Source organism: Phaeospirillum tilakii, from assembly GCF_042683125.1.
GTDB classification, from domain to species: Bacteria; Pseudomonadota; Alphaproteobacteria; order Rhodospirillales; family Magnetospirillaceae; genus Phaeospirillum; species Phaeospirillum tilakii.
In genome coordinates this window covers 74,428-87,402 of record NZ_JBHUIY010000011.1, presented here as the reverse complement: position 1 = coordinate 87,402, position 12,975 = coordinate 74,428, and the positions used below count along the sequence as shown (strand labels likewise).

The following is a 12,975-nucleotide window of genomic DNA, read 5'->3' as shown; positions in this document are numbered from 1 at the left end:
GGGGGAGAACGGCGGACCGCGCCGCCCGGCACAGCAGGAACACGAAACCGCCCCCGCTGGCAAGCTCCGCCGCCATCCTGCCGCTCATCCGCCCTGCCCGTCCAGCCAGCACTGGAACATCAGGACGTGCCACAATTCGGTCTGCCACGTCTTGGCGCCGCTGCGATGCTCGCGCCAGCAGCGGGCCACCAGCCCGGCATCGAGCCAGCCCTGGCGGTCGAGCCGCGCCTCGGACAGCAGGTCGTCGGCCCAGGACCGGAGCCCGCCGCGCAGCCAGCGCCCGACCGGCACCTCGAACCCCATCTTCGGCCGATCGACCAGGGCGCGCGGCAGGCGGCGATAGAGCGTCTCGCGCAGCACCGCCTTGCCGGTGGCGCCGTCGATCTTGAATTCGGGCGGCAGGCTCCAGGCGAACTCGGCCACCGCCGGGGCGAGGAACGGCAGCCGGGCCTCGAGCGAGGCCGACATCGTCGCCCGGTCGGTCTTGACGCACAGATCGTCGGCCAGATAGGTGGCGAGATCCTCCAGCATCAGCGCCAGCGCCGGATCGCGCCCGGCCAGGGCGGCGATCTCGGTCGATTCGGCCCGGGACGGCGGCGCCGCCAGCCGGACCGGCGCCGGCATGCCGCGCCAGCGGGTGTGATGCAGCGCCAGCAGCGCGGCGAGCCCCTCGGCGCGCCAGCCCTCGGCGCCCCGGCGCAGGCGATAGCCGGGATGGCTGGCCCGCCGCCGCAGCCGCCCGGCCAGCCCGGCCAGCAGTTCGGCCGGCCCGGCCAGCAGCTCGGCCCCGCCGGCGGCGGCAAGGCGCAGCGGCCGGGGCACCCGGCGCTGGCGGTGCCAGTCGCCCGGCAGCGAACGGTAGATGCCGTAGCCGCCGAACAATTCGTCGGCGCCGTCGCCCGACAGCGCCACCGTCACCCGCCGCCGGGTCTCGCGCGCCAGCAGCACGGTCGGCAGCGCCGCCGGATCGGCGAACGGCTCGTCATAGAGGCGGGGCAGATCGGGCACCAGCGCCAGCGCCGCCGCCTCGTCGACCCGGATCTCGGTATGGCGGGTGCCGAGTTCGGCGGCGACGGCGCGGGCATGGACGCTCTCGTCGAGCCCGGCCTGATCGAAGCCGACGGTGAAGGAATGGACCGGGGCATCGCTGGCCTGGCTCATCAGCGCGGCGGTCAGCGAGGAATCGATCCCGCCCGACAGGAACACCCCGACCGGCACGTCGGCCTGCATCCTGAGCCGCACCGCCTCGGCCACCAGGGCGTCGAGCCGCTCGACCGCCTCGTCGCGGCTGCCGGCGAAGCTGCCGGCCAGCGCCGCCGCCCGCGCCGCCGCCGACCAGTAGCGCCGCGACCGGGTCGCGCCATCGGCGGCGACGGTCAGCAGGGTGCCGGCCTCGAGCTTGCGGGCGCGGCGGTGGATGGTGGCCGGGGCCGGCACCCAGCCGAGGCGGAGATAGGCGGCCAGCGCGTCGCGGTCGATCGCCCCGTCCCAGCCGGGATGAACCCTGAGCGCGCGCAGTTCCGAGCCGAACAGCAGCGCCCCGCCGCTTTCGCCCCAATAGAGCGGCTTCTCGCCGAAACGGTCGCGCCCAAGCGTCAGCTCGCCCCGGGCGCGGTCCCACACGGCGAAGGCGAACATCCCGTCGGCGCGGCCAACCGCCTCGTCCACCCCCCAGGCGGCGATCGCCTCCAGCAGCGCCTCGGTGTCGGAATGGCCGCGCCAGGGCCGGTCGCGCCCCAGCCGGTCGCGCAGTTCGGCGTGGTTGTAGATCTCGCCGTTGAAGGTCAGCACCCAGCGGCCGTCATGGGAATGCATCGGCTGGCGGCCGTGCGGACTGAGGTCGAGGATCGCCAGCCGGCGGAAGCCGAGGCCGATCCCCGCCGCCGGATCGGCCCAGGCATCGGCATCGTCGGGGCCGCGATGGATCAGCGTCGCCGCCATCGCCGCCGCCGTCGCGCGCGGCTCGGGGGTGGGACGGGTCAGATCGAGAAAACCGGCGAAACCGCACATGCGGCGACTCCCTTGATTCGAGGCGGACGCCCAGGCGCTTTTTTGGGGGGGATGATGTGGGCTCCGCCCACCCCCGCCAAGGGCCGCAAGGCCCTTGGAACCCCTTGGTCGGTGGGCGCCGACACGTCTTTCAGTTTAGGCCCGGCGCAGCGCCCAGGCCCAGCCGGGCACGTCGGCGCCGGCCTCGCGCCGGGTGACGGTGGGGTCGAGGCACAGCGGCACCAGCCCGGCGGCAGTGGCGGCGGCGGCGAGATAGGGCGCGGCATGGGCATAGCGGTTGCCCCGGCCGAGCCGGTAGCCCCCCTCCCCCTCGGCGCGTTCGAGGGTGGCGACGAACAGCCCGCCCGGACGCAGCGCGGCGGCGATCGCGCCGAGCAGCGGGGCGAGGTCGCCGAAATAGACCAGCACGTCGGCGGCGGCGATCAGGTCGTAGCTGTCGGGCCGCTCGGTCAGCAGCCCGACCAGTTCGCCGACGTCGAGCCGGTCGTACAGGCCGCGCTGGGCGGCGCGCTCGACCATCGCCGGCGACAGGTCGATCCCGTCGAGCCGGGCCGCGCGCGGCCGCAGCACCGGCCCGGCCAGCCCGGTGCCGCAGCCGGCGTCGAGCACGGCGAGGCCGCGCGCGTCGGGCCACAGCAGATCGAGCAGGGCGCCGATCCGTTCCGGGCCGCAATAAGCGAGCTGACCGACCAGGGCGGCATCGAACCGCGGGGCGTAATCGTCGAACAGCTGGCGGACATAGGCCTCGGGGGCGCGTTCGGGCAAGGCGGCGGCATCGAGCTGGGCGAGGCCGAGGGCGGCGCCGACCCGGTCGTCGGGATCGAGCCGCAGGCTGGCGCGGTAATGCTCGGCGGCGCGGCCGGCCTGACCGAGGGCGCGACAGCTTTCGGCCAGACACCAATGCGCCTCGGCCAGACCGGGCGCCAGCGCCACCGCCCGCTCGAACGCCGCCGCCGCCCCCTCGTGATGGCGGCGGGCGGCGCGGGCCTGCCCCAGTTCCAGCCACACCGCCGGATCCTTCGGCGCCAGATGCGCCGCCCGTTCGGCCTCGGCCTGGGCGGCGTCGAGCCGGCCCTGCCGCCGCAGCACCCCGGCCAGGGCGGTGGCGGTCGGGGCGTGATCGGGCCGCAGTTCGGCGGCGCCGGCCAGGATGGTTTCGGCCGGGGCGAAGCGGCCGAGCGCGACCAGCACCAGCCCGTAATCATAAAGCGCGGTCGGCCAGTCCGGCCGCAGCGCCAAGGCGCGTTCGAGGAACCCCGCCGCCAGCTCGGACTGGCCGGCCTCGTGCAGCAGCGCCCCCAGCCGGCACAGCGCCTCGGCATGGCGGGGATGGGCGGCGACGGCGGCGCGGCAGGCGGCGATCGCCTCGTCGCGCCGTCCCTGGCGGGCCAGGATCTCGCCCAGCCGGGCATGGGCCTCGGCATGGGCCGGGTCGGCGTCGAGCAGGGCGCGGTATTCCCGCGTCGCCGCGCCGTCGTCGCCGAGGGATTCCAGCGCCCGGCCCAGCGCCAGCCGCGGCACCGGCTGGGTCGGATCGGCCGCCACCGCCTGGGTGAGGAACTCGACCGCCTTGCGGGTCAGGCCCTGGCGCTGGGCGATCAGGCCGAGCAGATAATGACCGCCGCCGAAATCCGGCCGCCGTTCGACGATCCGCCGGCCCAGCCGGCGCGCCTCGGTCAGATTGCCGTTTTCCCACGCCGCCATCGCCTGGGCGAAGGCGGGGCCGAGCGGCAGATCGGGCTTGGGACGGTGATGCGGCATCGGCTCGGTTCCTGAGAAGGGGCGCAGAGTAGCCAACCCCGCCGCCGCTGTCACCCATCACGGCAGCGACGCTGCCCCCATCACGGCACCGCCGCGCCGTGCTATGGTGCCGGCCGCGTTTGATCAGGCAAGGAGGAAGCATCGTGAGCGATCGGGCCGGCTGCCGCACCCCCGCCACCTTGTGGGACGGTTATCCGCTGCGCAGCGCGCGGCTGCGGCTGCGCCCGGCCGAGACAGCCGACCTCGACGCGCTGGTGCCCTTGCTCGACGACCCCGAGGTCAGCCGCTTCACCGCGCGGATTCCTTCGCCCTGCCGCCGCGCCGACCTCGATTCCTTCCTCGCCGGGGCCGAGGCCAACCGGCGGGCACGGCGCGGCGCGGCGCTGGTGCTGGAACGGATCAGCGACGGCGCCCCGATCGGCGGGATCGGCTTCGATCCCGGCCCCGACGGCCAGCCCGACCTCGGCTGCTGGATCGCCCGGGCGGAATGGGGCCGGGGCTACGCCACCGAGGCGGCGCGCCGGCTGCTGCGCGCCCTGTTCCAGGATCTCGGCTTCGCGCGGGTCACCGCCTGGGCCCATCGCGACAACCTCGCCTCGCAACGGGTGCTGGCCCGGCTCGGGTTGCGCGATCAGGGCGAGGCGGTCCAGCCGATGCCGGCGCGCGGCGGCACCGCCCCGGTGCGGCGCTTCGCGCTCGACCGCGCCACCTGGGCCGCCGCCCACGCCGCCCGCCCCCAAGTGCTGGTGGCCGCCGCCGCGCTGGTCGATGGCGACGGGCGGGTGCTGATGACCACCCGCCCGCCCGGCAAGAGCATGGCCGGGCTGTGGGAATTCCCCGGCGGCAAGGTCGCCCCGGGCGAGACCCCGGAACAGGCGCTGGTGCGGGAGCTGGAAGAGGAACTGGGGATCGACGCCACCGAAAGCTGCCTCGCCCCGCTGGCCTTCGCCTCGCATGATTACGACAGCTTCCACCTGCTGATGCCGCTCTACGTGCTGCGGGTGTGGCGCGGCAGCCCGCAACCGCGCGAGGGGCAAAGCCTGCGCTGGGTCCGCGCCGCCCGCCTGGGCGACCTGCCGATGCCGCCGGCCGACATCCCGCTGGTCGCCCTGCTGCGGGAATGGGTGTGAACCGCTACGGGAGGGAGCGATGATCGCACGGGTCGAGCGGGACGGGGTCAGCATCGCCTACCGGGTCGACGGGCGCGGGCCGGGGCTGGTGCTGGTGCATGGCACCGGGGCCGACGGCGAAACCAACTGGGCGGCGCTGACCCCCGATCTGGCGCGGGACTGGACGGTGGTGCGGCCGGATTACGCCGGCTCGGGCCAGACCCGCGACGGCGGCGGCCCGCTGACGGTCGCCGGCCTCGCCGCCCAGGTGGTGGCGGCGGCCGAGGCGGCGGGGGCGGTGCCGTTCGATCTGGTCGGCTTCTCGCTCGGGGCGGCGGTGGCGGCGACGATCGCCGCCGACCGGCCGGATCTGGTGCGGCGGCTGGTGCTGCTCGGGCCGCTGCTGTCGGCTTCCGATCCGCGTCTCCAGCTTGAATTCCGGCTGTGGCGCGACCTGATCGGGCGCGACCGCGCCACCCTGGCCCGGCTGATCGTGCTGACCGGCTTCAGCCCGGCCTTCGTCAGCCAGCTCGGCGCGGCGGGGCTCGACGACCTGCTCGGGCTGATCCGCGACGGCAACGATTGGGAGGGGATGGCGCGGCAGGTCGAGCTTGATCTGGTCCTCGACGTCACGGCGGCGGCGGCGCGGATCGTCTGCCCGACCCTGGTGGTGGGGCAGCGGCTCGACCACATGGTGCCGGCCGAACAGGCCCGCGCCGTGGCGGCGGCGATTCCCGGCGCCCGCCATGCCGAGCTCGACACCGGTCATCTCGGCCTGCTGGAACGGCCGGGCGAGGTGGCGGCCCTGCTGCGCGGCTTCCTGCGGGGAGAGGGCTGACAGGAAAAAAACGTGGGCGCCGCCCACACCCGCCAAGGGCCGCAAGGCCCTTGGATCCCAGGGGTTTTCCGCTTTTCCCGCCCCGGCGTTGTCAATTTCCCCCCGGCGGGTATGATCGGCCGAAGCAACGGAGGACCGGCGATGACCGACGCGGCGATTCTGGTGATCGGCAACGAAATCCTGTCCGGCCGCACCCACGACGTCAACGTGCCCTATCTCGCCACCCAGCTCGCCGCGCTGGGGGTGCCGGTGGCCGAGGTCCGCATCGTCCGCGACGAGCCGGCGGCGATCGTCGCCGGGCTCGACGCGCTGCGTCACCGCTACGGCTATGTCTTCACCAGCGGCGGCATCGGCCCGACCCATGACGACATCACCTCGGCGGCGGTGGCGGCGGCGTTCGGGGTCCGGCTCGAACGCAACGCCGAGGCGGTGCGCCGCCTCGCCGCCCGCCACGGCGCCGAGGCGCTCAACCCGGCCCGGCTGAAGATGGCCGAGATCCCCGCCGGCGCCCGTCTGATCGACAATCCGCTCAGCCAGGCCCCCGGCTTCCGCCTCGGCAACGTCTTCGTGCTGGCCGGGGTGCCGAGCGTGCTCCAGGCGATGTTCGAGACGCTGCGGGACGAATTGCGCGCCGGGCCGCCGCTGCTGTCGCGCGCGGTGACGCTGGCGGTGCGCGAGGGCGACATCGCCGAGCGCCTCGCCGCCCTCCAGGACGCCCATCCCGACAGCGAGATCGGCTCCTATCCCAGCTTCGGCGCCGAGGGTCCCCGGGTGGCGGTGGTGGCGCGCGGCCGCGACGCCGCCGCGCTCGACCGCATCGCCGCCGAGATCCGCGCCCTCGCCGCCGCGGCCGGGGCGGACGTGATCGCCACCGACTGACCCCGGCGGTCGGCAGCCTTTTCCGCCTCCCGGCAGTTTTTTCCCGGCCGCCGCGCCGGCCGCCGCCGCCGGAGCCGCGCGCCGGCTCGGTTCGCCCGGTGGCCCGGCTTTTGCGTTTCCCTCGCCGGGATCCTATGTGCGGGGACGAAGCCATGACCGTTCAAGCGATTCGCCAGCAGACGGCCAACGATGCCGCGAGCCAGACCGCCCCGGCGGGATCGGCCACGAGCGGGGGCCTGTCCGGCGCGGCCTTCCTCGCCCTGGTGCGTCAATCGGCGCAGCGTTATTCCGGCCAGGGCGCGATCGCCTCGGCGGTATCGGGCCTGACCGGCCAGCTCGCCGCCGCCGACGAGGCCCGCGACACCGCCGCCGCCGCCTCGCGCGCCCAGACCCAGGACACCGCCGCCTCGGCCCAGGCGACGGCCACCGCCGCCTCCGACCGCACCGCCACCGCGCTGGCAACCAGCGCCGCCCGCGCCCGCCGCGACGACGACGCGCCCCGCGTCCGCCGCGACCAGGATGACCGCGCCGCCAGCGACGACAGCGCCGCCAGCGAGCGCGCCGACGCCGCCTCGCGCGACGATGCCCCCGCCCCGGTGGCGCGGCACGACGACGAGGACCGGCAGGACCAGGACAAGGACGACACCGACCAGACGGGCCAGCCGCTGGCGCTGGTGACGCCGGAGGTAGTGGTCCCGGCCGCCGCCGCCCCGGGCGATGCCGCCGCCGGCACGCCGGCCAGTCCGGCGGTCGCCACCACCCCGGCCAGCCCGGCCCAGCCGGGTCCGGGCCAGGGCGGCGCGGCCCAGCCCCAGGGGCAGGCGCCGGCGCAATCCCAGGCCCAGCTCGACGCCCAGACCGAACAGACGGCGCAGCAGCAGGCCCAGCAGGCGGCCCAGACCGCCGGCGGCAACGCCACCGATCCCCGCCAGGCCCAGAGCAGCGATCTCGCCGCCCGTCTGGCCGGGACCGGCGCCGGCGTGGCGATCGCGGTCCAGGATGACGGCACCGCCCCTTCCCCCGGCCTGACGCCGCCCGCCGCCGGAACGGTGGCGAAGGCCGATCCCGCCGCCGCCCAGGGCCAGGGGAACCAGAATGCCGGCGCCTCCGGCGGCCAGGGCGGCCAGACGGCCAATGGCGGCACCGCCGCCGCCCTGGCGCAGGCCTCGGCCGCCGCGTCCGAGGGCGAGGCCGCCCACGCCGCCGAGAGCGGCGACAGCTTCTCCGCCCTGCTGGCCGCCCAGAGCAAAGCCACCGGCATCGCCGACAAGACCGCCCCGGCCAATCCGGTCACCGGCCTGTCGGCGGTGGCCCCGCTGGCCAACCCGGGCCGCGCCCAGGCCGCCGCCCCGGCCACCGCGACCGCCACCACCCCGCGCACCCTGCCGGCCCAGGTGCTGGAGCAGATCAGCGTCCACATCGACAAGGCGGTCAAGGACGGGCTCGACACCGTCAAGATCCAGTTGAAGCCGGTCGAACTCGGCAAGATCGAGATCAAGCTCGAGGTGGCCAGCGACGGCAAGGTCACCGCCACCGTCACCGCCGACAAGCGGGAAACCCTGGCGATGTTGCAGAACGACCAGCGCGGCCTGGAAAAGGCGTTGCAGGATGCCGGCCTCAAGCCGGATTCCTCGACCACCAGCTTCAACCTGCGCGGCGACGCCCAGTCGCAGCAGCAGCAGGCCGCCAACCGCGACGCCTCGGCCGGCCAGGGCCAGAACCAGGGTCAGGGCCAGCCGCGCGGACGCGAATCCGGCGGCTATGGCGGCGATCCAGCCCTCGCCGCCGCCCTGTCGGCGCTGTCCACCCCCGCGTCCGCCGATGGCGGCGTCGACATCTCGGTCTAGGCCGGCCATGTCGGCCGCGATACCGTTCCCCGGCGCCGTCCTGCCGGCCCGGGCGGAAGACGGGCGGGGCCGCCAGGACGCCCCGCCGGCCGCCGGCCCGCTTGCCCCGGCCCTGCCCGGCCGGACGATGGCGCTGACCCTCGACGGCCGCACCCGGACCGTCGCCTTCGCCCCCGATGGCGCCCCCCGCCTTCAGCCCGGCCCGGCGGCCGGGTCGGTCGGCCCCGCCCCCGGCGCCGATCTGCCGGCGCTGCTCGCCTCGCGCGCCGCCGCCACCACCGCCGCGGCGGTGACCGAATCCCTGCTCACCCTGCTCGCGCCCCCGCGTCGCTAGAACCGCACCGAGCGGTCGCACCGGACCGGCCGAAGGCGCGCCAATCTTGTCAGCGGCGGCCGGCGCCGTCATCATGCGTGCGTCGCCGGAGGGGATCCGCCCGCCCGGGCTGGGGGAAGGAACGTCACGATGAAGGCCTGGACTCTCGCCATCGCCGCCCTGCTCGGCCTGGCGGTCACCGCCCCGGCGCTGGCCGGCCAGACCCTCGACACCGTCAAGAAGCGCGGCCAGCTGGTCTGCGGCGCCCATACCGGGCTGGGCGGGTTCGGCGCCCCCGACGAGAAGGGGGTCTGGCGCGGGCTCGACATCGACGTCTGCCGCGCCGTCGCGGCGGCGGTGTTCGGCGATGCGGGCCGGGTCCGCTACGTCCCGCTGTCGGCCCAGCAGCGGCTGACCTCGCTCCAGGCCGGCGAGATCGACCTGCTGCCGCGCAACACCACCTGGACGCTGACCCGCGAGGGCTCGAACGGGCTGCTGTTCGCCGGGATCGATTTCTATGACGGCCAGGGCTTCCTGGTGGCGAAAAAGCTTGGGGTCAAGAGCGCGCGCGATCTCAACGGCGCCACCGTCTGCGTCCAGACCGGCACCACCTCGGAACTCAATCTGGCCGATTTCGCCCGCGCCAACCGGATCGAGCTGAAGCCGGTCACCATCGAGAGCTTCGACTCCGCCGCCGCCGCCTTCGTCGCCGGCCGCTGCGACGCCTTCACCTCCGACGCCTCGCAGCTGGCGGCGGTGCGGGCCAACCAGACCCCCGACCCGGCCGGCTACGACATCCTGCCCGAGCGCATTTCCAAGGAACCGCTGGCGATCGCGGTGCGCCAGGGCGACGACCAATGGTTCAATCTGGTCAAATGGGTGTTCCAGGCGATGCTGGCGGCGGAGGAACTGGGGATCACCTCGGCCAATGTCGATCAGATGACCCGCAGCCCCGATCCCAACGTCCAGCGCCTGCTCGGCGTCACCCCCGGCCCCGGCCGCGCCCTCGGTCTCGACGACAAATGGGCCTACGCCATCATCAAGCAGGTCGGCAATTACGGCGAAAGCTACGAGCGCAATCTCGGCGCCGGCTCGAAGCTGAAGCTCGAACGCGGCCTCAACGCGCTGTGGAGTCAGGGCGGGCTGATGTACCCGCTGCCGATCCGCTGACGGCGGCGGGATGGAGCGCCCCCCCGCCCCGCGCTGGTGGAACGACGCGCGCGGCCGCGCCCTGTTCTATCAGGCCGCGCTGCTGGCCGGCCTCGGCGGGCTGGCCTGGTTCCTGATCGCCAACACCCTCGCCAACCTCGAGGCCCGCCACATCGCCACCGGCTTCGCCTTCCTCGGCCAGGAAGCGGCGTTCGGCATCGGCGAGCATCTGATCCCCTATTCCGCCGCCGATTCCTATCTGCGCGCCTTCGTGGTCGGGCTGCTCAACACCCTTGAGGTGTCGGCGCTCGGCATCCTGTTCTGCACCCTGCTGGGCGGCCTGATCGGCGCCGCCCGGCTGTCGCCCAATCCGCTGGTGCGCGCCCTGGCCGGCGGCTATGTCGAGGCGGTCCGCAACGTGCCGCTGCTGCTGCAATTGCTGCTGTGGTACGCCCTGATCACCGAGGGCCTGCCGGCGCCGCGTCAGGCGCTCGCCCTGTTCGACAGCGTGTTCCTGTCCAACCGGGGCCTCAAGCTGCCGGTGCCGCTGTGGGCGGGGGCGACCCCGGCGCTGTGCCTCGCCGTGGCGGCGGCGGCGCTGGCGGTGATGGCGCTGGCCTGGGCGGCGCGGCGGATCCGCGCCAGGAGCGGCCGCCAGTTGCCGACCTTCCGGCTGGCCGCCGCCCTGCTGATCGGGCTGCCGCTGGCCGCCTTCCTCGCCGCCGGGGCCGAGCTGCCGCTGGAGCGGCCCCGCCTCGCCGGCTTCAACTTCACCGGCGGGGTGACGCTGACCCCGGAATTCGCCGCCCTGCTGTTCGGCCTGACCGTCTACACCGCCGCCTTCGTCGCCGAGATCGTGCGCGGCGGCATCCTGGCGGTGCCGCCGGGCCAGACCGAGGCGGCGCTGGCGCTCGGCCTGTCGCGCGGCCGGGTGCTGCGGCTGGTGGTGCTGCCCCAGGCGCTGCGGGTGGTGGTGCCGCCGCTGACCAGCCAGTATCTCAACCTGACCAAGAACTCGACCCTGGCGGTGGCGATCGGCTATCCCGATCTGGTCAGCGTCGGCAACACCGCGATCAACCAGACCGGACAGGCGGTCGAAGGCGTGGCGATCCTGATGGCGGTCTATCTGACCCTCAGCCTCGGCCTGTCGCTGGCGATGAACCGGTTCAACGCCCGGGTGGCGCTGCGGGGCGGCCGGCCATGACGCACGACGCCCCGCTGGCGGCGCGGATCCGGCGCGCCCTGTTTTCCAGCCCGCTCAACCTCGCCTTGACCGTGGCGGCGGCGGGGCTGCTGCTGGCGGTGCTGCCGCCGCTGCTGCGCTGGGCGGTGCTCGACGCCTGCCTCGCGCCCGACCCGGCCGCCTGCCGCGCCGCCGGCGGCGCCTGCTGGGGCTTCGTCGCCGAGAAATACCGGGTGATCCTGTTCGGACTCTATCCCTACGACCAGCAATGGCGGCCGACCCTGGCGGTGGCCGGGCTGGTCGGGCTGCTGCTGCTGAGCGCACGGCCCGCCCACTGGCGGCGCTGGCTGGCGCTGGCGTGGGGCCTGGGCGGGGCGGCGCTGGCCTGGCTGATGTGGGGCGGGCTGTTCGGCCTGCCGTTCGTGTCGCATGAACGCTGGGGCGGGCTGCCGCTGACGCTGGCGCTGTCCTTCGCCGGGCTGGGGCTGGCCTTTCCGCTGGCGGTGCTGCTGGCGCTGGGGCGGCGATCGACCCTGCCGGCGGTGCGGGCCTGCTGCGTGGTCTATATCGAGCTGTGGCGCGGCGTGCCGCTGATCAGCGTGCTGTTCATGGCCTCGGTGATGTTCCCGCTGTTCCTGCCCGAGGGGGTCAGCGTCGACAAGCTGCTGCGGGCCGAGGCCGGGATCGTGCTGTTCACCGCCGCCTATCTGGCCGAGGCGGTGCGGGGCGGGTTGCAGGCAGTGCCGGCCGGCCAGATCGAGGCGGCCGACGCGCTCGGGCTCGGCTATTGGCGCAAGACCGGGCTGGTGGTGCTGCCCCAGGCGCTGCGGATGGCGATTCCGGCGCTGGTCGGCCAGTTCATCACCACCGTCAAGGACACCTCGCTGGTGATCGTGATCGGGCTGTACGACCTGCTCGGCAGCACCCGGCTGGCCCTGGCCGAGCCGCAATGGCGGCCGTTCTTCGTCGAGGGCTATCTGGTGGCGGCGCTGCTCTATTTCCTGTTCACCCTGCTGATGTCGCGCTACAGCCTGTTCCTTGAACGCCACCTCGATTCCGGCCACGGCCGCGCCTGAGCAGGAGCCCTCCCCGATGGATGCCCCGGTCATCGTCCTTGAGCAGGTCAACAAATGGTATGGCGGCTTCCAGGCGCTGAAGGACGTCTCGCTCACGGTCGGAAGGGGGGAGCGGGTGGTGGTGGCGGGGCCGTCGGGCTCGGGCAAATCGACCATGATCCGCTGCATCAACCGGCTGGAGCGGCACCAATCGGGCCGGATCCTGGTCAACGGCATCGAGGTCGGCGACGATCTGCGCGCGATCGAGGCGGTGCGGCGCGAGGTTGGGATGGTGTTCCAGCATTTCAACCTGTTCCCCCACCTCACCGTGCTGGAAAACCTGACCCTGGCCCCGATCTGGGTCAAGCACACCCCGAAACGCGAGGCCGCCGCGCTGGCGCTCGGCCATCTCGACCGGGTGCGGATCGCCGACCTCGCCGGCAAATATCCGAGCCAATTGTCGGGCGGCCAGCAGCAGCGGGTGGCGATCGCCCGCGCCCTCTGCCTGCGTCCCCGGGTGATGCTGTTCGACGAGCCGACCTCGGCGCTCGATCCCGAGATGATCCAGGAAGTGCTCGACGTGATGGTCGAACTGGCCGAGGCGGGGATGACGATGGTCTGCGTCACCCACGAGATGGGCTTCGCCCGCACCGTCGCCGACCGGGTGGTGTTCATGGCCGACGGCCAGGTGGTGGAGGTCGGCCGGCCCGACGAGATCTTCACCAACCCGCGCGAGGAGCGCACCCGCCGCTTCCTCGGCCGGATCCTCCGCGCCTGATCGCGGCACCGGCCCGTGCCGAAGCCCGCAACCGACGGGAAAAGACCCGACCT

General features: G+C 74.3%; 11 protein-coding genes and 1 pseudogene. 10 read left to right on the top strand and 2 right to left on the bottom strand.

Annotated elements, in window-relative coordinates; translation table 11 throughout:
• Positions 1–84: 84 nt before the first annotated feature.
• Both asnB and ACFSNB_RS07560 read right to left on the bottom strand, forming a co-directional pair.
• Entirely contained in the window at positions 85–2,010 is a 1,926-nt protein-coding gene (gene asnB / locus ACFSNB_RS07565) for an asparagine synthase (glutamine-hydrolyzing) (protein ID WP_377315496.1), read from the bottom strand.
• A gap of 135 nt (positions 2,011–2,145) precedes the next feature.
• Positions 2,146–3,771 (bottom strand): tetratricopeptide repeat protein, encoded by a 1,626-nt coding sequence (locus ACFSNB_RS07560; protein ID WP_377315495.1) that lies wholly within the window; start codon positions 3,769–3,771, stop codon positions 2,146–2,148.
• Between the two features lie 98 nt (positions 3,772–3,869).
• On the opposite strand from ACFSNB_RS07560, the pseudogene ACFSNB_RS18880 reads away from it, so the two are divergent.
• The 10 genes and pseudogenes from ACFSNB_RS18880 to ACFSNB_RS07515 all read left to right on the top strand — a co-directional run.
• Positions 3,870–4,388: pseudogene (locus ACFSNB_RS18880) on the top strand (GNAT family N-acetyltransferase); the annotation flags it as partial.
• Between the two features lie 36 nt (positions 4,389–4,424).
• Positions 4,425–4,901: a (deoxy)nucleoside triphosphate pyrophosphohydrolase gene (locus ACFSNB_RS18875; RefSeq protein ID WP_417629365.1), complete on the top strand. Its 477-nt coding sequence runs from the start codon at positions 4,425–4,427 to the stop codon at positions 4,899–4,901.
• 19 nt (positions 4,902–4,920) lie between these two features.
• On the top strand, positions 4,921–5,718 hold the full coding sequence (locus ACFSNB_RS07550; RefSeq protein ID WP_377315491.1) for an alpha/beta fold hydrolase: 798 nt from the start codon (positions 4,921–4,923) through the stop codon (positions 5,716–5,718).
• A 141-nt stretch (positions 5,719–5,859) separates the two neighbouring features.
• Positions 5,860–6,597, top strand: coding sequence for a competence/damage-inducible protein A (locus tag ACFSNB_RS07545; RefSeq protein WP_377315490.1), 738 nt, complete (start codon positions 5,860–5,862; stop codon positions 6,595–6,597).
• Between the two features lie 152 nt (positions 6,598–6,749).
• On the top strand, positions 6,750–8,444 hold the full coding sequence (locus tag ACFSNB_RS07540) for a flagellar hook-length control protein FliK (protein ID WP_377315488.1): 1,695 nt from the start codon (positions 6,750–6,752) through the stop codon (positions 8,442–8,444).
• A 7-nt stretch (positions 8,445–8,451) separates the two neighbouring features.
• Positions 8,452–8,778, top strand: a complete 327-nt coding sequence (locus ACFSNB_RS07535) for a hypothetical protein (protein WP_377315486.1) — start codon at positions 8,452–8,454, stop codon at positions 8,776–8,778.
• Positions 8,779–8,907: 129 nt separating this feature from the next.
• The gene (locus ACFSNB_RS07530) at positions 8,908–9,927 is read left to right on the top strand and encodes an amino acid ABC transporter substrate-binding protein (protein ID WP_377315484.1); all 1,020 of its coding nucleotides are present in this window, start codon (positions 8,908–8,910) and stop codon (positions 9,925–9,927) included.
• 10 nt (positions 9,928–9,937) lie between these two features.
• On the top strand, positions 9,938–11,110 hold the full coding sequence (locus tag ACFSNB_RS07525; protein ID WP_377315483.1) for an amino acid ABC transporter permease: 1,173 nt from the start codon (positions 9,938–9,940) through the stop codon (positions 11,108–11,110).
• The gene (locus ACFSNB_RS07520; RefSeq protein ID WP_377315482.1) at positions 11,107–12,165 is read left to right on the top strand and encodes an amino acid ABC transporter permease; all 1,059 of its coding nucleotides are present in this window, start codon (positions 11,107–11,109) and stop codon (positions 12,163–12,165) included. The genes ACFSNB_RS07525 and ACFSNB_RS07520 overlap by 4 nt, the downstream gene beginning before the upstream one ends.
• A 16-nt stretch (positions 12,166–12,181) precedes the next feature.
• Entirely contained in the window at positions 12,182–12,922 is a 741-nt protein-coding gene (locus ACFSNB_RS07515; protein WP_377315480.1) for an amino acid ABC transporter ATP-binding protein, read from the top strand.
• Positions 12,923–12,975 lie beyond the last annotated feature (53 nt).

Bases quoted from the DNA above. Each gene is read 5' to 3' on its own strand.
- asnB (WP_377315496.1), bottom strand. From the start codon at position 2,010: ATGTGCGGTTTCGCCGGTTTTCTCGATCTGACCCGTCCCACCCCCGAG.
- ACFSNB_RS07560 (WP_377315495.1), bottom strand. From the start codon at position 3,771: ATGCCGCATCACCGTCCCAAGCCCGATCTGCCGCTCGGCCCCGCCTTC.
- ACFSNB_RS18875 (WP_417629365.1), top strand. From the start codon at position 4,425: ATGCCGGCGCGCGGCGGCACCGCCCCGGTGCGGCGCTTCGCGCTCGAC.
- ACFSNB_RS07550 (WP_377315491.1), top strand. From the start codon at position 4,921: ATGATCGCACGGGTCGAGCGGGACGGGGTCAGCATCGCCTACCGGGTC.
- ACFSNB_RS07545 (WP_377315490.1), top strand. From the start codon at position 5,860: ATGACCGACGCGGCGATTCTGGTGATCGGCAACGAAATCCTGTCCGGC.
- ACFSNB_RS07540 (WP_377315488.1), top strand. From the start codon at position 6,750: ATGACCGTTCAAGCGATTCGCCAGCAGACGGCCAACGATGCCGCGAGC.
- ACFSNB_RS07535 (WP_377315486.1), top strand. From the start codon at position 8,452: ATGTCGGCCGCGATACCGTTCCCCGGCGCCGTCCTGCCGGCCCGGGCG.
- ACFSNB_RS07530 (WP_377315484.1), top strand. From the start codon at position 8,908: ATGAAGGCCTGGACTCTCGCCATCGCCGCCCTGCTCGGCCTGGCGGTC.
- ACFSNB_RS07525 (WP_377315483.1), top strand. From the start codon at position 9,938: ATGGAGCGCCCCCCCGCCCCGCGCTGGTGGAACGACGCGCGCGGCCGC.
- ACFSNB_RS07520 (WP_377315482.1), top strand. From the start codon at position 11,107: ATGACGCACGACGCCCCGCTGGCGGCGCGGATCCGGCGCGCCCTGTTT.
- ACFSNB_RS07515 (WP_377315480.1), top strand. From the start codon at position 12,182: ATGGATGCCCCGGTCATCGTCCTTGAGCAGGTCAACAAATGGTATGGC.